The sequence below is a fragment of the Actinoplanes rectilineatus genome, from assembly GCF_000962825.1.
GTDB classification, from domain to species: domain Bacteria; phylum Actinomycetota; class Actinomycetes; order Mycobacteriales; family Micromonosporaceae; genus Actinoplanes; species Actinoplanes rectilineatus.
In genome coordinates, this window is record NZ_JZKF01000024.1 from 91,044 (window position 1) to 109,536 (window position 18,493).

14 protein-coding genes are annotated in these 18,493 nt (G+C 71.0%); all 14 read right to left on the minus strand.

Features of this window, described 5'->3' with window-relative positions:
* Positions 1 to 11: 11 nt before the first annotated feature.
* A complete protein-coding gene (nadD, locus tag WH85_RS19870) occupies positions 12 to 617 on the minus strand; it encodes a nicotinate-nucleotide adenylyltransferase (protein WP_045743406.1) in 606 nt (201 codons plus the stop codon).
* Between the two features lie 58 nt (positions 618 to 675).
* Positions 676 to 2,178, minus strand: coding sequence for a hybrid sensor histidine kinase/response regulator (locus tag WH85_RS19875; RefSeq protein WP_045743407.1), 1,503 nt, complete (start codon positions 2,176 to 2,178; stop codon positions 676 to 678).
* A gap of 70 nt (positions 2,179 to 2,248) precedes the next feature.
* Complete coding sequence (gene pepN, locus WH85_RS19880; protein WP_045743444.1) at positions 2,249 to 4,741, minus strand: aminopeptidase N; 2,493 nt, start codon at positions 4,739 to 4,741, stop codon at positions 2,249 to 2,251.
* Positions 4,742 to 4,865: 124 nt separating this feature from the next.
* Positions 4,866 to 5,318 (minus strand): GNAT family N-acetyltransferase, encoded by a 453-nt coding sequence (locus WH85_RS19885; protein ID WP_045743408.1) that lies wholly within the window; start codon positions 5,316 to 5,318, stop codon positions 4,866 to 4,868.
* Positions 5,319 to 5,375: 57 nt separating this feature from the next.
* Positions 5,376 to 6,881, minus strand: a complete 1,506-nt coding sequence (obgE, locus tag WH85_RS19890; protein WP_045743409.1) for a GTPase ObgE — start codon at positions 6,879 to 6,881, stop codon at positions 5,376 to 5,378.
* Positions 6,882 to 7,187: 306 nt separating this feature from the next.
* Positions 7,188 to 7,445, minus strand: coding sequence for a 50S ribosomal protein L27 (rpmA, locus tag WH85_RS19895; RefSeq protein WP_045743410.1), 258 nt, complete (start codon positions 7,443 to 7,445; stop codon positions 7,188 to 7,190).
* An 8-nt stretch (positions 7,446 to 7,453) separates the two neighbouring features.
* The gene (gene rplU, locus WH85_RS19900; protein ID WP_045743411.1) at positions 7,454 to 7,768 is read right to left on the minus strand and encodes a 50S ribosomal protein L21; all 315 of its coding nucleotides are present in this window, start codon (positions 7,766 to 7,768) and stop codon (positions 7,454 to 7,456) included.
* Positions 7,769 to 7,920: 152 nt separating this feature from the next.
* Positions 7,921 to 8,460: a hypothetical protein gene (locus WH85_RS50560; protein ID WP_157411098.1), complete on the minus strand. Its 540-nt coding sequence runs from the start codon at positions 8,458 to 8,460 to the stop codon at positions 7,921 to 7,923.
* 112 nt (positions 8,461 to 8,572) lie between these two features.
* Complete coding sequence (locus WH85_RS19910) at positions 8,573 to 11,908, minus strand: Rne/Rng family ribonuclease (RefSeq protein ID WP_045743412.1); 3,336 nt, start codon at positions 11,906 to 11,908, stop codon at positions 8,573 to 8,575.
* Between the two features lie 131 nt (positions 11,909 to 12,039).
* Positions 12,040 to 12,774, minus strand: coding sequence for a TIGR03936 family radical SAM-associated protein (locus WH85_RS19915; protein ID WP_083449123.1), 735 nt, complete (start codon positions 12,772 to 12,774; stop codon positions 12,040 to 12,042).
* Between the two features lie 52 nt (positions 12,775 to 12,826).
* Positions 12,827 to 14,770, minus strand: a complete 1,944-nt coding sequence (locus tag WH85_RS19920) for a TIGR03960 family B12-binding radical SAM protein (RefSeq protein WP_045743413.1) — start codon at positions 14,768 to 14,770, stop codon at positions 12,827 to 12,829.
* A gap of 21 nt (positions 14,771 to 14,791) precedes the next feature.
* Positions 14,792 to 15,136: an STAS domain-containing protein gene (locus WH85_RS19925; protein ID WP_045743414.1), complete on the minus strand. Its 345-nt coding sequence runs from the start codon at positions 15,134 to 15,136 to the stop codon at positions 14,792 to 14,794.
* Positions 15,133 to 17,634 carry a SpoIIE family protein phosphatase gene (locus tag WH85_RS19930; protein ID WP_045743415.1) on the minus strand — a complete coding sequence of 834 codons (2,502 nt, stop codon included), beginning with the start codon at positions 17,632 to 17,634 and terminating at the stop codon, positions 15,133 to 15,135. Before WH85_RS19930 ends, WH85_RS19925 begins: the two co-directional genes overlap by 4 nt.
* Positions 17,635 to 17,663: 29 nt before the next feature.
* The gene (locus WH85_RS19935; protein WP_045743416.1) at positions 17,664 to 18,461 is read right to left on the minus strand and encodes an alpha/beta fold hydrolase; all 798 of its coding nucleotides are present in this window, start codon (positions 18,459 to 18,461) and stop codon (positions 17,664 to 17,666) included.
* Positions 18,462 to 18,493: the final 32 nt, after the last annotated feature.

Below are 18,493 nucleotides of genomic sequence, written 5' to 3' on the forward strand. Positions count from 1 at the left end.
CTTCAAGAGTCTCACACCGTCCCGGGAAGTCCCGAGTCCCGATACAGGCCGCGCTTGTTGATGTATTGCACGACACCGTCCGGCACCAGGTACCAGACCGGCAGGCCCCGGGCGACCCGGCTGCGGCAGTCACTCGAGGAGATGGCCATCGCCGGCACCTCGACGAGCGTCACGCTGTCCGGCGGCAGGTGTTCGCCGGAGAGTTCGAAGCCGGGACGGGTCACGCCGATGAAGTGCGCCAGGCCGAGCATGGTCAGCGCGTCCTTCCACGACAGGATCCGGGAGAGGGCGTCGGCGCCGGTGATGAAGTACAGCTCGGCGGACTGGCCGTAGACGGCACGCATGTCGCGCAGCGTGTCGACGGTGTAGGTGGGGCCGTCCCGGTCGATGTCGGCGCGGCTGACGTGGAAGCGCGGGTTGGAGGCGGTCGCGACGACCGTCATCAGGTAGCGGTCCTCGGCCGGGGAGACGCGGCCCTTCTCGTACGGCTGGCCGGTCGGGACGAACATGACCTCGTCGAGGTCGAAGCGGGCCTGGACCTCGCTGGCCGCGACCAGGTGCCCGTGATGGATGGGGTCGAAGGTCCCACCCATGATTCCTACGCGACGCCCGGCCATCGAAGGAGAATATCTTTTGTTCCGATCAGGGACGGTGGGCGGGGCGGCCGGATGGAGATCAACCGTCTAGACGGCGGCGAACGGCCGTCAGCAGGTCTTTCGCGGTGAAGGGCTTCTCCAGGAGGGCGACACCCTCGTCGAGGGTTCCCTCGGAGGCCAGGACCGGCTGGGCGTACCCGGACATGAACAGGACCCGGGTGCCGGGACGGGCCTCGACCAGGCGTTCGGCCAGCTCCTTGCCCAGCATCCCGGGCATCACCACGTCGCTGACCAGCAGGTCGATCACCCCGTCGTGGCCGGCCAGCAGCTCCAGGGCCTGCGGTCCGCCCTCCGCGCTCAGCACCCGGTACCCGGCCGCGGTCAGGATCCGCCCGGTGACCTCGCGCAACGCGACCTCGTCCTCCACCACCAGCAGCGTCTCGCCGCACCCGCCCGTGGTGACCGGCTTCTCCGTCGCGGCGTACGCCTCGGCCCCGGCCCCCGGCGGCAGCAGCACGGTGACCGTGGTGCCCCGGCCGACCTCGCTGGCGATGCTCACCTCGCCGCCGGCCTGGGTGACGATGCCGTAGACGGTGGCCAGGCCGAGCCCGGTGCCCTCGGCGCTGCCCTTGGTCGTGAAGAACGGCTCGAAGGCGCGGTCCCGGACGTCCTCCGGCATGCCCCGGCCGGTGTCGGCCACCCGCAGCCGGACCCGCTCCTCGTGACAGTCGGTGTCGATGGCCAGCTCACCGGCGGAGGGCATCGCGTCCCGGGCGTTCAACGCCAGGATGACCAGCATCTGCTCGATCTGGTGGGGGTCGCAGGTCACCAGCGGCAGGTCGCCGCCGGGGCGGAAGACCAGGGTGAGGTGGTCGCCGATGGTACGCCGCAACAACTCCTGCGCCCCGCTGATCAGCGCGTTCAGGTCCAGCGGCTGCGGGCGTACCACCTCGCGCCGGGCGAAGGCGAGCAGCTGATGGGTGAGGTCGGTGCCCCGGTTGCCGGCCTGGATGACCTGCTCCGCGTCCGCGATGATCAGCGCGGGGTCGGGGCGGCCGGACTGCGCCTCCTCCACCACGAAACTCGCGTAGTTGAGGATCACGCCGAGCATGTTGTTGAAGTCGTGGGCGATGCCGCCGGCGAGCTGACCCAGGCTCTCCAGCCGCTGACTACGGTGGGCCTGCGCCTCGGCGCGCAGCCGGGCCTGCTCCTGCTCGGCGCGGATCCGTTCGGTGAGGTCACGGACCACCGAGATGGTCAGGCGGCCCTGCGGGGTCTCCACCACGGTCGTGGACGACTCGACCGGGAACTCCGAACCGTCCCGGCGTCGCAGGGTGGTGACCACCGTGCCGATCGAGCCCGGCGGACCCTCCTCGATCATCCGGCGGCGTTCCGGGTAGATCGCCTTCGCCTCGGCGGTCAGCAGCACCTCCACCGACTGTCCGACCAGGTCGTCGCGGGGCCAGCCGTACATCTGCGCGGCCCGGTCGTTGACCAGCAGGATCCGGGGGCCGTCCAGAACCAGGATGGCGTCCGGCGCGGCCTGCAGCAGACCGCTGGACAACTCCTCGGACCACTCCACGCGCCCTCCCCGCCCCGTGACCTCAGGCTACGAGGGCCACGAGGTCGCAGGGAGGGGAACGCCGGATCGGTCAGGCCCGGGAGACCAGTGCCCGCCGCATGTCGTCGTCGGCGTCCTGCACCACCCGGCGCAGGATCGCGTTGGCCCGCGGGTCGGCGAGCAGCCCGGCGGCCAGCTCGCGGGTGCGTTCGGAGACCGCCACGTCCGGGTACGCCGCCCCGGCCGTCTTCTCCGCGCTCATCCCGCTGCGGATCCGCATCATCGCCGGCATCTCGGCGAAGTAGCGCTCCACGTACGGCTCCAGCAGCTCCCGCTGTTCCGGCTGCCAGAAGCCGGCCGCGGTGAGCTCGGCCAGCCGGTTCGACAGCGAGGCGTCGCCGACCACCGCCGACCAGGCCGCCGCCTTGGCCTCGGCGTCCGGCAGGGCGGCCCGGCAGCGGGCGGCCCACTGTTCGCCGGAGGCGCTGCGGTCCCGGTCCAGCTCGGCGTCCACGGTGTCGTGCCCGGCCGCGCCGAGCACCGCCAGCCGATAGATGATCAGCCAGCGCAGGTCCTCGTCGACGGCCAGACCGGACGGCACGTCCTCGCCGGCCAGCCAGCCGTGCAGGCGGGCGGTGTCGACGGTCGCGCCGATCAGGCCGCGGGCCGCCGCCAGCTGCCGGGAGTCGCCGGGCGCCGCCGCGGCGAGCAGCCGGTCGGTGGCCTGGGCCAGCAGTTCCAGTGCGGCGGGGCGGGCGGCCGGGGTCGCGTACCGGTCGACCAGACCGCGGGTGGCCCGCAGCACGTCCTCGACGACGACCACCTCGGTCTCCGCAGGCAGGGCGGTCAGCACCAGTGTGACCAGTTCGTCGACCGGGCGTTCGCCGTCGACCACGGCGTCCAGGGTCGACGCCCAGATCACCGCGCGGGCCAGCGAGTCGTCGAGCAGGGGCAGGAGCTGGGGCACGGCCGCGGCGGAGTCCGGGTCGAGGCGGATCTTCGCGTACGTCTGATCGCCGTCGTCGAGCAGCAGGAGGTCGGCCGCCGGTTCCCCGGACAGCTCGGCGATCACGGTCCGCCCGGTCGCCGCCAGCTCCACCTCGATCAGGCGCCGCCGGACCACACCGCCGGCGCCCTTGTCGTACAGGCCGATGCCGATGTGGTGCGGGCGCAGCGTCGGGAAGCCCTCGGGCGCGGTCTGCACCACGGCGACCTCGGCGTAGTCCGGGCCGTTCCGGGTGACCTCGACCCGCAGCGTGTTGACCTGGGCGCGGCGCAGCCACACCTCGGCCCAGCCGGACAGGTCGCGGCCGCTGGCCGTGGAGAGCGCGCCCAGCAGGTCGGCCAGGGTGGCGTTGCCGAAGGCGTGCGCGTCGAAGTGCGCGTTCAGGCCGGCGAGGAAGGCCTCGTCGCCCAGCCAGGCGACCAGTTGCTTGAGGACGGCGGCGCCCTTCGCGTACGAGATGCCGTCGAAGTTCATCAGAGCCTCGTCGGTGTCGGTCACCTCGTCCGGGGCGACCGGATGGGTGGACGGCCGCTGGTCGGACCGCAGGCCCCACGCCTTGCGGTGCATCGCGAACGTGGTCCACGTGCCGCGGTACCGGGTGGCCTCGGCGGTGACCCGGGCCCCGAGGTACTCCGCGAACGACTCGTTCAGCCACAGGTCGTCCCACCAGGCCATCGTGACCAGGTCGCCGAACCACTGGTGGGCCATCTCGTGGGCGATCACGTTGGCCCGGTGCTCGCGTTCGCTCTCGGTGATCGCCGAGCGCGGGATGAACTCGTCGCGGAACACCACCAGGCCGGGGTACTCCATCGCGCCGAAGTTGAACTCGGGGGCGAACGCCTGCTGGTAGTGGCCGAACGGGTAGCGGATGTCGAACATCTCGTGGAACCGGTCCAGGCACTGCTTGGTGATCTCGAAGATCTCCGGCGCCTCGGTGTCCAGGTGGCCGGCGAGCGTGGCCCGGGCGTACAGGGCGAGCGCGATGCCGTCGTGCTCGTCGCGCACCACGTGGTAGCGGCCGGCGATCAGGGTGGCCAGATAGGTGGAGATCCGCTCGGTGGCGCCGAACTCCCAGCGCCCGCCGTCGCGGGAGACCAGCTCACCGTTGGTGGCGACGGTCCAGTCGGCCGGGGCGGTGACGCTCACCCGGAACGACGCCTTCAGGTCCGGCTGGTCGAAGCAGGGCAGCACCCGGCCGCCGTTGTTGATGAACAGGTGCTGGTAGAGGTAGACGTTGCCGTCTGCCGGGTCGATGTACCTGTGCAGGCCCTCGCCGTTGTTGGAGTAGCGCATCACGGCATCGACGACCAGCTCGTTCGTCGCGGCGAGGCCGGTCAGGGCCAGCCGGTCGCCGGTGGCCGCGGCGGCCGGCACCGGCACGCCGTTCAGCGTCATCGAGGTGACCTCGACCGGCTCGAACTCCAGGAATGTCGCGGCGCCGGCCCGGGAACGGAAACGCACCACGGTCCGGGACCGGAACGTGTCACCGTCCCCGGTGACATCGAGATCCACCTGGTACTCGTCGACGTCGACGGTGGACGCTCGCTCGGCGGCCTCGGCACGGGTCAGGGTCGGCATGACGACCATCATGCCCGCCGGGGAGTGGCATCAGTGCAGGCACGCGCCACGGACGTGAGAATCACAACCGATCGTTCGCGAAACGCCGCCGCCGACCACCCCGGCACGGGGCGCACCCGCCTCGTCAGAACACCAGAGCGGGCAGGCGCTTCTCGAAGCGGACACGGCGCGGATCACCGGCGTACGCCCCGGCGACGGGGATCCGCCGGTATCCCGACGACTGGTAGAGGGCGATCGCCGCGGGCAGGAAACTCCAGGTCTCCAGGCGGACGACCGGGCGTTCCGCGGCGAGCGCCTCCTCCTCGATCGCGACGATCATCTGGCGGGCCAGGCCGCGACCGCGGTACGCCGGCCGTACGTACATCCGCTGGAACTCGGCGACACCGTCCTCCAGAGCCCGCCACGCGCCGCAGGCCACAGCACGACCGTTCACCACACCGATCAGGTGTTCGACGTCGTCCTGCGGCCGGAACATCCGGCTTCCCGTCCCGAGGCCGGCCTCCGTCAACTCCCGGTTCTGGAAGGTGACGAGGGCGGCCAATTCGGGATCAAGGGAGGAGCGGTACTCAATCAGCACGAACGTGACTCTAGGTGACGACCATTTCTGGAGGGTTGCGGTGATCTGGACGGTGCACTATTCGTCGGTGTCCTCGTCGTCGTCCTCGTCGGTAACAAGCACGGGGAGTTTCGAGTTCGACACGTTACTGACGGTGCCGTCCGCTGCCATGTGGACCATCTCGTCCTCGCTGCGGACCCGGCGGGCCTTGCGAGCGGCGAGACGCTCCGCGGCACCGGCCCGGGGGTTGGCCTCCTGCAGACGGGTGTCCGTGCCACGCGGACCGGAGACGTAGTCGCCGGCGTTGGGCTGCCAGTCGAACTCCCGCTCGCCGATCCGCACCGGGTCGCCGGGCTGGGCGCCCTTCTTGGCCAGCGCCGTCTCGACACCGAGCCGGTCCAAGCGGTCGGCCAGGTAACCGACGGCCTCCTCGTTGTCGAAGTTGGTCTGCCGCACCCAACGCTCGACCTTGGGGCCGCGGATGACGAAGACGCCGTCCTCGTCCTGCTCCAGGGTGAATCCGCTGTCGTCGACGGCCCGCGGCCGCAGCACGACCCGGGTCGGCTCCTCCACCGGCTTGGCCAGGCGGTACTCCTTGACCAGGGCGGCGAGCGCGTAGGTGAACTCCTTGAGACCCTCACGGGTCATCGCGCTGATCTCGAACACCCGGTAACCACGGGCCTCCAGATCGGGGCGGACCATCTCGGCCAGGTCCCGTCCGTCCGGGATGTCGACCTTGTTGAGCACCACGATGCGGGGCCGGTCCTCCAGGCCCCCGTACGCCGCCAGCTCCGCCTCGATCGCGTCCAGGTCGGCCAGCGGGTCCCGCTCGATCTCCGGCGCCGCCGCGTCCAGCACGTGCACCAGTACGGAGGTGCGCTCGATGTGCCGCAGGAACTGCATGCCCAGGCCCTTGCCGGTGGCCGCGCCCGGGATCAGGCCGGGCACGTCGGCGATGGTGAAGATCTCCTCGCCGGCCTGCACCACGCCGAGGTTCGGCACCAGCGTGGTGAACGGGTAGTCGGCGATCTTCGGCTTGGCCGCGGACATCACCGCGATCAGCGACGACTTGCCGGCCGACGGGAAGCCCACCAGCCCGACCTCGGCGACGCTCTTCAGCTCGAGCACCACGTCCAGGTTGTCGCCCGGCTCGCCCAACTCGGCGAAGCCCGGCACCTTGCGGCGGGTGTTGGCCAGCGACGCGTTGCCCCGGCCACCGCGACCGCCCTGGGCCACCTCGTATTCGGTGCCGTCGCCGACCAGGTCGGCCAGCACCTCACCGTCGAGGGTCTGCACGACGGTGCCGTTCGGCACCTTCAACACCAGGTTCTTGCCGTTGGCGCCGTCCCGGTTCGACCCGGCACCGCCGCCACCGTTGCTCGCCTTGATGTGCGGGTGGAAGTGGAAGTCGAGCAGCGTGTGCTGCTGCGGGTCGACGACCAGCGTGACGCTGCCGCCATGCCCGCCGTTGCCGCCGTCCGGCCCGCCGAGCGGCTTGAACTTCTCCCGGTGCACGGAGACACAGCCGTGCCCGCCGTCACCCGCCTGCAGGTGCAGCACGACCCGGTCGACGAACGTGGTCACTTCAGAGACTCCCTAACCGAGAAAAGCACATCGGCGGCCGGTGGCCGCACCCTCAACAGTGCCACCGCGCTCCCGGCGGTAGCCCCTCACTCACCCACATCACGCCCGACGGCGTCTGCGGTCCCGCAGACGATCGCCCCTTCCCGGATCTTGGTGCGGCAGCCACCCCGTGGGGTGGCTGCCGCACCAAGATCGGCAGAGGGTGCCGCCTTGACCCGACGTCCGGTCGGCGCGTGGACTTCCCGTCCGGAAACGCGACAGCGGGCCGTGGACCCGAGGGTCCACGGCCCGCTGTGGAGAAGAAACTTACTCCGCGGTCGGAACGATGCTCACGGTCTTGCGACCGCGCGTCGTGCCGAACAGCACGTTGCCCGCGGCAAGCGCGAACAGCGTGTCGTCGCCGCCACGGCCGACCAGGTCGCCCGGGTGGAACTTCGTGCCGCGCTGACGGATCAGGATCTCGCCGGCGCTGACCAGCTGACCACCGAACCGCTTCACGCCCAGCCGCTGGGCGGCGGAATCGCGCCCGTTGCGGGAGCTGGACGCACCCTTTTTATGAGCCATGGCTGCCCCTACTTCCCGCTCTTGATGCCGGTAACCTTGACGCGGGTCAGCGGCTGGCGGTGCCCCTGGCGCTTGTGGTAGCCGGTCTTGTTCTTGAACTTGTGGATCCGGATCTTCGGACCCTTGGTGTGCTCGGCGATCTCGCCGGACACCGTCACGCTGGCAAGCTTGGCCGCATCGGTCACCAGGTTGTCACCGTCGACGAGGAGCACCGCGGCCAGGGTCAGAGCATCGCCGGGCTGACCCACGAGCTTCTCAACCTCGATCACGTCGCCCTCGGCAACCTTGTACTGCTTGCCGCCGGTCTTGACGATCGCGTACATCGACGCGGACTCCCTGAGACTTACGCAGCCGAGAGGGCTGCTGGCGGATACTGCTGGGATCCGGCGACCGCTGTGTGAGCGCGCACGGAACAAGCGCCGAAAAGGCGCCGTCGGAAAGACTACTTCATCGCCGGGCCCGAACCCAAACCGGGCTACTCCTGGCCGCAGGCCTTGTCCAGCGTGGCGTGCACGGCGGCGAGTTTCCCGCCGTCGATCGCGGCGAAATCCTCCCGAAGTGTGGTCACCTGGGCGCCCACCGCCGACAACGCCTTCGTCAACTCCGGGTCGTCGGCGAGCCGTGCCATGTCGAGCAGGGCCGACGAGTAGTTCTGCACCGTCCGGGAGATCCTCGTCCGGGCCTGCTCCTCGTCCTGGCCGCCCTGAGCGGCCGCGGCGACCAGGGCACGGTAGTCGGCGGCGAACCTGGTGCCGAACTCCGTACCGACGCGGTCCGCCTGGTCGCAGATGGCCGCGGTGTCCTGCGTCAGGGCCGCATCCCCCTGCCCCGTGGCGCCCTGGGCCGGAACCGCGCCCTGGGCCGGGCCGGGGCCGCTCGACGCCCCCGGGGCGGGGGTGATCGCCACCGCAGGCCGCGGCGGCTCCCCCGTGGCCGGGACGGGACCGCCCACCGGCGCCCCGCTCGAACAACCGGCCACCAGGGTCAGGGCGAGAAGTGCTGCGGCACGGCGCATGGTCCGGTCTCCTCGGGATCGACGGGGGAATCGATGCCGATGAGGGTAACCGAAGACGCGACCGGGCAGTTAACTTTGTTTCAAGTTAACTGCCCGGTCGCGTCGTCACAGGTCAGGGACGCGTACGCCGTCGCGTTCCGCCCCGCCGGGTCCGGCGCCGGGCACCCGTGCCCGCACCGACCGGCTCCTCGTCCTCATCCTCTTCGTCAGCCGCGTCCGGGTCGTCCGCACCGGCCAGACGCATCGGCTCCTCGTCGGCCGGGTACTGCGCACCGTTGGTCTCCGGCGTCCCGTTGCTCTCCACGGCGCCGTTGCTCGCCGGGGTGTCGTAACGGGACAGGTCGTAGCCGCTGATGTCGTACTCGTCGTCGGCGTCCGCCGTGGAGAGCGCCGGCTGCCGCATCGGCCGGACGATGCCGGAACCCACGACCGGCGTCTGCGCGACCGCGGCCACCTCCGCCACCGGGCCGGACTCCACCACCGGAGCGGTCACCTCGACCACCGGCGCGACCGCCTCCGGCACCGGCACGGTGACCGGAGCCACCGCCTCCGGGGCGGTGACCGGAACCACTGCCGGGGCCTCGACGGCCTCCGCAAGCGGGGTCTCCGCGACCGGCTGCTCCACCGGCTGCTCCACCGGCGCGCTCTCGCCGCCACGACGCCGCCGCTGCTTTCCCGCCGGCGCCTGCTGCTGCTGCGGTGCCGGGCTCTCGGTACGCACCGGCGCCGCCACCGCCTTCACCTGGCCGGCCGGAGCACCGCCACCGTTGCCGTTGGACCGCTTCTCCGGCACCGGCTCCTGGTGGATGATCAGGCCGCGGCCCTTGCAGTGGTCGCAGTTCTCGCTGAACGCCTCGAGCAGGCCCGCACCGATCCGCTTACGGGTCATCTGCACCAGACCCAGCGAGGTGATCTCGGTGACCTGGTGCTTGGTCCGGTCCCGGCCCAGACACTCGGTCAGCCGGCGCAGCACCAGGTCGCGGTTGCTCTCCAGCACCATGTCGATGAAGTCGATGACCACGATGCCACCGAGGTCGCGCAGCCGCAGCTGACGCACGATCTCCTCGGCCGCCTCCAGGTTGTTGCGGGTGACCGTCTCCTCGAGGTTGCCGCCGGCACCGGTGTACTTGCCGGTGTTGACGTCGACCACGGTCATCGCCTCGGTCCGGTCGATCACCAGGTGACCACCGGAGGGCAGGAAGACCTTGCGGTCGAGCGCCTTGAGGATCTGCTCGTCGATCCGCCACTCGGCGAACGCGTCCTGCACACCGGTGTGCCGGCGCAGCCGCTCGACCAGGTCCGGCGAGACCGAGTCGAGGTAGTTCTCCACCTCGGCGTACGCCTGCTCGCCCTGCACGACCAGCTCGCGGAAGTCCTCGTTGAAGAGGTCCCGGACCACCCGGATCACCAGGTCGGGCTCCTCGGACAGGGCCTTGGGGGCGCTGCCCTCGGCGGCCCGGGCCTGGATGTCCTCCCACTGGGCCTGCAGGCGCTTGACGTCGCGGGCCAGCTCGTCCTCGCTGGCGCCCTCGGCGGCGGTCCGCACGATCACGCCGGCGCCGTCCGGCACCAGCTTCTTGAGGATGTCGCGCAGGCGCTTGCGCTCGTTGTCCGGCAGCTTGCGGCTGATCCCGGACGCGTTGCCGTTGGGCACGTAGACCAGGTGCCGGCCGGAGAGCGCGATGTGGCTGGTCAGCCGGGCGCCCTTGTGGCCGATCGGGTCCTTGGTGACCTGGACCAGCACCGGGTCGCCGGACCGCAGCGCCTGCTCGATCGAGCGGGCCCGGCCCTCCAGCCCGGTGGCGTCCCAGTTGACCTCACCGGCGTAGAGCACGGCGTTGCGGCCGCGGCCCACGTCGACGAACGCGGCCTCCATGCTCGGCAGCACGTTCTGCACCTTGCCGAGGTAGACGTTGCCGACCATGGTGCCGGAGGTGGCCCGGGCGACGTAGTGCTCGACCAGGATGCCGTCCTCGAGGACCGCGATCTGGGTGCGGTCCGCCTTCTGCCGGATCACCATGACCCGGTCCACCGCCTCGCGGCGGGCCAGGAACTCGGACTCGCTCAGGATCGGCGGACGGGTCCGGCGCTGCTCGCGGCCGTCCCGGCGGCGCTGGCGCTTGGCCTCGAGCCGGGTCGAGCCGGAGACACCCTGCACCTCGTCGCTGCGCCGGGGCTCACGGACCCGGACGACGGTGTGCACGCCGTCCTCGATGCCACCGGTCTCGGTCTCGCCACCGGCGCCCTTGCGGCGGCGACGACGCCGGCGGCGGGTGACGCCGTCACCGTCGACACCCTCCGGCTCCTCGTCCTCGCCGTCCTCGCTGTCGTCGGCGGACGCCTCGGCGGTCTCCTCGCCGTCGGCCTCACCGTCGGCGTCGCCATCGGTGTCGTCGTCGGCCTCGTCGGACGGGCCCTTGCCCCGGCCACGGCCACGGCGACCCCGGCGACGGCGGCGGCGGCCACCGTTCTCGTCGTCCTCGTCGTTCTCGTCGCCGTCCTCGGCGTCGTCGACGTCGTCGGCGTTCTCGTCGGTCTCGTCGAGGACCGGCTGCACGACCTCGGCGGCCGGCGTCTCCTCGGGAGTCTCCTCAGCGGCGCCACGACGGCGGCGCCGGCTGCGGCGCACGCCCTCGGCCGGCTCCTCGGCGACGGTCTCCACCGGCTCGGCGGCGGCGACCGGCTCGACGGCCGGCGTCTCCTGCTCGGCGGCCGGCTGCTCCACCGCGACGGTGCCACGGCGGCGCCGGGCGGGCGGCGCGGCGGCCTCGGCCTGGGTGGCCTCCGGCGGCATGAAGAGCACCGCGGGGGGAAGGGCGGCGCGGCGGGCACGGGTCGGCTTGGCCGGCTGCTCCTCGACGAAGTCGTCGTCGAGCGGCAGGACCCCGGCCACCGGGACGCCCGCGGCACGGGCCGCGGAGGCGGCCTCGACAGCGGCGTCCTCGATCAGGGCGGCCTCGTCCTCGGCGGTGAGTTCGTCGTCCTCGGCCACGACCGGGACGGTCGCGACCGGTTCGGGAACCTCGGCGGGGATCAGAGCCGGCTGCTCGTCGACCGGCGCAACCACCTTGCGGCGGCTGCGCGTGGCCTTCTTCACCGGAGCGACCGGAGCCACCGGCGCGTCGGCGGTCTCCGCAGCGGGACCGGCGGCTTCAGCCTCCGGGGCCGGGTCGGCGGCCGGCGCCGCCACCTTGCGGCGGCTGCGCGTGGCCTTCTTCACCGGGGCGACCGGTTCCGCGGACGCGTCGGGGGTGACGGACGTCTCTGCACTCGGGGGTGTGTCCGGCTCGGCAGCCTCCGGCGGAGGTGCCACTGCCTTACGACGCGGAGCCCGCGTCCGGCGTGCCGGGGTCGTGCTTTCGGCGGCGGTTTCTCCGGTCGGAGCGGCAACTCCGTCCCGTTCACCGCCCTGATCTCCCAGGTTGACTGGGGGCTCGTTATCGAGCATGGGGCGCTCTCCAGTTCTCGCGACCCCGGGCGCGGGTAAGCGCTGCCACGCAGGGTCGCTGCAAGTGTTTCGGGCCCGGCCGTCGCGGACGGGCTTCCGAAGTCTGCCAACGAACGCCGACCGGATCCCGGCTAGCGTCCTCCGATGCCGACGTCACCGCGATCCGTGTCCAACGGATCGACGATCTCCCCCTGCGCGGTGAGTGTGCCCTGGGCCAGCCGGGTCACCCGTGGGGGCACCGGCGGCTCCAGGCCGGCCACCACGCGCAGGCCGGAGAGGACGTCATCGGGCCGCACGGCTGGTTGCACCTGCCGTACGACAAGGTCGATTATCGCACACGGTACTCCCATGGCCCCGGAAGGTAGGTCCGCCTCTCCCACGGCCGTGCACCGGACGACCGCCCCGCGCGCGTCGAACGACCGGCGGCCCTGCTTGGTCATGCGTTCCACCAGGACTTCCGGGGAATCCAGGAACGCGGTGACCGCCTTGCTCGCCAACGCGGGCTCGACGTCGGGCAACTCGATACGCCAGTACGACGCGTCGATCCGGTCGGCGAGACTTCCCTCACCGGCGACCACGGCGTCGAGGATGTCGAGTCCCGGCGACAGTGCGGCGTCCAGGGCCAGCCGCAGCTGATCCGGATCGGTCACGGCCTGCAGACCGATCTCCAGGTACTCCGCCTCGCTGCCGACACCGGTGGGCGCCGCGCTGGCGTACGAAATCTTGGGGTGTGGGGTGAATCCCTGCGAGAAGGCGATGGGCACCCTGGCGCGTCGCAGGGCACGTTCGAAGGCGCGGGCGAAGTCCCGGTGTGAGGTGAAACGCAGCGGTCCGCGCTTCGCATAGCGAAGGCGGATCCGCTGCACGACCGGGGCCTGACCGCCCACGGGCTGGTTCTTCGGGGGAATGGTCCTTCTCCTAAGCGGGAACCCGGAGGTTGTTGACGGGGGTCAGGGGCAGCAGCTTCTTGCCGGTGGGGCCGATCTGGATCTCGGTGTCCATCGACGGGCAGACGCCGCAGTCGAAGCACGGGGTCCAGCGGCAGTCGTCCTGCTCGAACTCGCCGACGGAGTCCTGCCAGTCCTGCCAGAGCCAGTCCTTGTCGAGACCGGAGTCCAGGTGGTCCCAGGGCAGGACCTCCTGCTCCTCACGCTCACGGACGGTGAACCAGTCCAGGTCGACCCCGAACTGCGGAAGCACCTCGTCGCAGGCCTCGACCCAGCGGGAGTAGGAGAAGTGCTCGGACCAGCCGTCGAAACGGCCGCCCTTCTCCCAGACCCGGCGGATGACCTGACCGATCCGGCGGTCACCGCGGGAGAGCAGGCCCTCGATCAGCGACGGCTCGCCGTCGTGATAGCGGAAACCGATGGCGCGGCCCAGCGACCGGTCGCTGTTGATCTCGTTCTTGAGCATCTTGAGCCGGGCGTCGATGACCTCGGGACGCTCCATCGGCGCCCACTGGAACGGCGTGTGCGGCTTCGGCACGAAACCGCCGATCGACACCGTGCAGCGGATGTCCTTGGTGCCGGCGGCCTCACGGCCGGCCCGGATCACCTCGTGCGCCATGTGCGCGATCTCGAGGACGTCCTCGTCGGTCTCGGTGGGCAGACCGCACATGAAGTACAGCTTCACCTGCCGCCAGCCGTTGCCGTACGCCGTGACGACCGTCCGGATCAGGTCCTCCTCGGTCACCATCTTGTTGATGACCTTGCGGATCCGCTCCGAGCCGCCCTCCGGGGCGAACGTCAGGCCGGTGCGCCGCCCGTTGCGGGACAGCTCCTGGGCCAGATCGATGTTGAACGCGTCGACCCGGGTCGACGGCAGCGACAGCGACACGTTCTCGTCGGCGTACTGCTGGGCGAGACCGGAGCACATGTCACCGATCTCGGAGTGGTCGGCGCTGGAGAGCGAGAGCAGACCGACCTCGTTGAAGCCGGAGAACTCCAGTCCCTCACGCACCATCTGGCCGACCGTGGTGATCGAACGCTCCCGCACCGGGCGGGTGATCATGCCGGCCTGGCAGAACCGGCATCCCCGGGTGCAACCCCGGAAGATCTCCACGGCGTACCGCTCGTGGACCGTCTCGGCGAGCGGGACGAGGGGCTTCTTCGGGTACGGCCACGCGTCGAGATCCATCGTGGTCCGCTTGGCGACCCGGAACGGGACGTCCGGCCGGTTCGGCACGACGCGCTGGATGCGACCGTCGTCCAGGTAGTCGACATCGTAGAAACGGGGGACGTAGATGCTCTCGGTCCGCGCCAGGCGCAGCAGCAGCTCGTCGCGGCCACCCGGGCAGCCCTCGGCCTTCCAGTCCCGGATGATCCCGGTGATCTCGAGGACCGCCTCCTCGCCGTCACCGAGCACGGCGGCGTCGATGAAGTCGGCGATCGGCTCCGGGTTGAACGAGGCGTGCCCGCCGGCGAGCACGATCGGGTGCTCCACCGTGCGGTCCGCGCTGTTCAGCGGGATCTGGGCGAGGTCGAGCGCGCTGAGCAGGTTGGTGTAGCCCAGCTCGGTCGCGAACGAGATGCCGAACACGTCGAACGCCTTGACCGGGCGGTGCGCGTCGACGGTGAACTGCGGGACGCCGTGTTCCTTCATCAGCGCCTCGAGGTCCGGCCAGATCGCATACGACCGTTCGGCGAGCACATCCGGCTGCTCGTTGAGCACCTCGTACAGGATCTGCACGCCCTGGTTGGGCAGGCCGACCTCGTAGGCGTCCGGGTACATCAAAGCCCAGCGGACCACCGTGTCGTCCCAGTCCTTGACGACGGCGCCGAGCTCGCCGCCCACGTACTGGATCGGTTTACTGACCCTGGGCAGCAACTGCTCGAGCTGCGGGAAGACGGAACTCACGCTCATGGGTGTCCAGGGTACGCGAGACTAGCCGTCCAGCTCAGCCGCGGCCCGTTCCAGATCCGTCGTCAGCAGATCGGTCCGGAACGCGCACAGCTGCAGGGTCATCCGGGCGGCGCCGCGCTCACCGACCACCAGCCTGATCGGCTTCCCCCGATCGTCCAGGTCACCGACGATGAAGTCGAGCAGCCGGACACCCGCGCTGTCCAGGAACGAGACGGCGGTCAGGTCGATGAGCACCGCGTTCGCCCCGGTGGTGCGGGCCACGATGGCCCGCCCGATGTCGTTGGCGTTGGCCAGGTCGATCTCACCCTTCAGGTGGACCAACTCGGCCACCCCCCGCCGCGAGAAACTCACCCACTGATCTGTCACAGCTCACCTCCCCGCTGCCGTCGCATGATCACGGTTGTCCCGTCCCCCCGATCGAAGAGGACCTCGTCCATCGCTTCCTCGATCAGTTGCAGACCACGACCGCGGGTGAAGCCGGCGCCCGTGCCGCGCCACGTGCCGCGGTCGGTGACCCGGACCTCGACCGCGTCCTCGCTGACCGTGGCGGTCACGTCGACCACCCCGAACGGGTCGTCGCGGTAGCCGTGCTCGATGGCGTTCGCCACCGCCTCCGAGCAGGCCAGCAGCACGGCGTTCAGGCAGTCGGTGTCGACGCTGTGCCCGGCGAGCCAGCCGCGCAGGTCGGCCCGGAGCAGGGCGATCTGCAGCGGGTCGGCGCCGATCGAGCGTTCCAGGCGTTCCTCGGTACCGAGCGTGATGCAGAGCAGGCAGACGTCGTCGGCGTGATCCCGGCCCACCATGGTGTCGGCGAGACCGGCGGTCAGGCCCTTGAGCGGGGCGTCACGGCGGCGGGCGTACTCGCGGGCGAGCACCTCGAAGCCGCGGTCGATGGGCCGGCCCCGGCGTTCGACCAGGCCGTCGGTGTAGAGCAGCAGGCGGCTGCCGGAGGCCAGGCGGACCTTCTGCTCGGTCCGCCGCCGGTCGCCGGCCCGGGAGCCGATCGGCGCGGACCGGGCCTGCAGGAGGTACTGCGGGGAGCCGGCCGGTTCGTGCAGCAGCGGCGGCAGGTGCCCCGCGCAGGTGTACGTCATCTCCCCGTGGAGCAGGTCGATCTCGGCGTACACCACGGTCGCCATCCGGGCCGCCTCCTCCCGTTCGCAGAACCGGTCCAGCTGCTCGATCAGCCGGGCCGGACCGTGTTCCCCCGAGGCCAGCGCCCGGATGGCACTGCGCAGCTGGCCCATCGTGGTGGCCGCCTCGATGCCCCGGCCGACGACGTCGCCGACCACCACGGCCAGCCGGTTCGGGGTGATCAGGAAGGCGTCGAACCAGTCGCCGCCGACCTCCAGGTCCTGGGCCGCGGCCTGGTAGTAGCTCTCGACCGCGAACCGCGGGTCGCCGCCGGGCACGTCCGCGGCGAGCAGGCTGCGCTGCAGGGTCCGGGCGATGGCCCGCTCCTGCTCGTAGAGGCGGGCGTTCTCCAGCGCCAGTCCGGCCCGGTCGGCCAGGTCGATGAGGAAGAGACGCTCGGCCTCGATGCCGCGGCGGTCCGGGGCCATCCGCAGGGCCAGCGTGCCGAGGACCCGGCCGCGGGCGGTGAGCGGCAGCACGGTGCAGCCGAGGCCGTCGCCGTCGGCCGCCCAGACCGGTCCGGCCGTGCTGGTCGCCTCGGCGATCCGGCCGGCCAGCAGGGCCGCCTCGGGCGGCGGGCCACCGGCGCTCTCCAGCAGTCCGGCCGGGCCGACCTGCAGGCGTACCGACGCCCAGTCGGCGATCTCCGGGACCACCCGCTCGACGAGCCGGCGGGCCCGCTGCAACAACCGGTGCTCCTCGTCCAGCGACCGCGTCGTCCGGGCCAGGAAACCGGCCTGCTCCTCGCGGCGCCGGGCGTCGTCGTAGAGCCGGGCCCGGTCCAGCGCCTGACCGGCCTGCTGGCCCAGCAGCCGGATCACGGTCAGCTCGGCGTCGTCGAGAACCCGCTCCTCGCGGAAGCTGAACGCCAGCACCCCGAGCACGGTCACCCCGTCCGGCTCCTCGACCGGCCCGGTGGTCAACGGCAGAAGCACCACCGTGCTGCGACCGGACCGGGTCATCGTCTCGGCCAGGTCCGGGAAGTGCTCCCGCGCCTCGTCGACGGTGGCGACCACGTGCAGGTCACCGCGGCGGGCGACCTCGGCCACCGCCCGCTGCGACGACCGGGGCATGTCGTCCCAGTTGCCGGTGGTCGGGTCGGTGGAGGCGACCGCGACGAGCTGGTCGCGTTCCACGTCGACCAGGTAGATGCTGCTGCTCGCCGCCTCGAAGCCGGGTTCGGGCGCGCGGACCACCGCCTCGGCGACCTCGGCCTCGGTCGGGGCCGCCGCCAGGTCGGCCACGATCTGCTGCAGCACCCGGACACGCTGCTCGGACGACTCGGCCGCCCGCCGCGCCGTCAGCAGCTCACGCTCGTAGCTGCGCCGTTCGGTGGCGTTGAGCACCATCGTCCGGATGATCCTGGGCGATTCCCCGGGACCGCGTTCGAGCACCGAGTTGACCAGGGTCGGCAGACGCCGGCCGTCCTGCCCGACCACCTCGAGCGCGATCTCGTGCACCTCGCTCTGCATCATGAGCAGAGGTGCGTAGACCGTCTCGTAGTACATCCGGTCCCCCACCGCCAGGAGGTCCCGGAACCGCCGGTGCCCGACCAGGTCGGTACGCGCATACCCGGTCCAGGTCAGGAAGGTCTCGTTGACCCGGACGATCGTGCCGTCCGGGAGCGTCGTGAGATAGCCGCACGGCGCGTGCTCGTACAGGTCCTCAGGATCGTCGTCCCAGGGCAGTCGTAACTCGCTTGTCACGTCCGGCCCACCAGATTCACTCACGAAACTGCTCCGCCGATCATGCCCGCTGTCTACAACCAGGACTTGATCGCGTCAACCGTTTCCTCCGGAGCACTCAGATTCGGACAGTGCCCCGTCGCGTTCATCTCGACGAAGGTGCTGCCGGGAGTGTGCTGGTGAACGTACCTGCCGACGGCTGTCGGGGCGATCACGTCATCGGCGCACTGCAGGATCAGCGACGGCACCCGCAGCCGGGGCAGGTCCTTGCGGTTGTCGGAGAGGAAGGTGACCCGGGCGAACTTCTTGGCGATCGCCGGGTCGGTCCGGCAGAAGCTGTTGGTCAGTTCCTCACCGAGTTCCGGGCGCTCCGGGTTTCCCATGATCACCGGCGCCATCGCGCTGGACCAGCCCAGATAGTTGCTGTCCAGCGACTCCAACAGTTCGCTGATGTCCGGCGCGCTGAAGCCTCCGACGTAACCGTCCTGCTCGTCGTCGATGTAGCGCGGGGACGGGCCGACCATCACCAGCGAGGCGAACCGCTCGGGTTCGCGGACCGCGGCCAGCACCCCGATCATCGCGCTCACCGAGTGGCCGACGAAGACCACGTCGTGCAGGTCGTGCTCGTGGATGATCTGCAGGATGTCGTCGGCATAGCCGCTCAGGTCGGCGTAGCGGGAGTCCTCGTACGCCGACAGGTCGGACTTGCCGCTGCCCACGTGGTCGAAGAGGACGATCCGGTGCGATTTCTCGAAGGCCGGTGTCACCAGGCGCCACATGTTCTGGTCACAGCCGTACCCGTGGGCGAAGAGCATCGGCTGTCCGGCGTCGGAACCGAGCGTCGAGACGGCGTTTCTGTATGTGGTGCTCATGCTGTTAGTGGCGCGCCCGAGGGCGGCGCCCC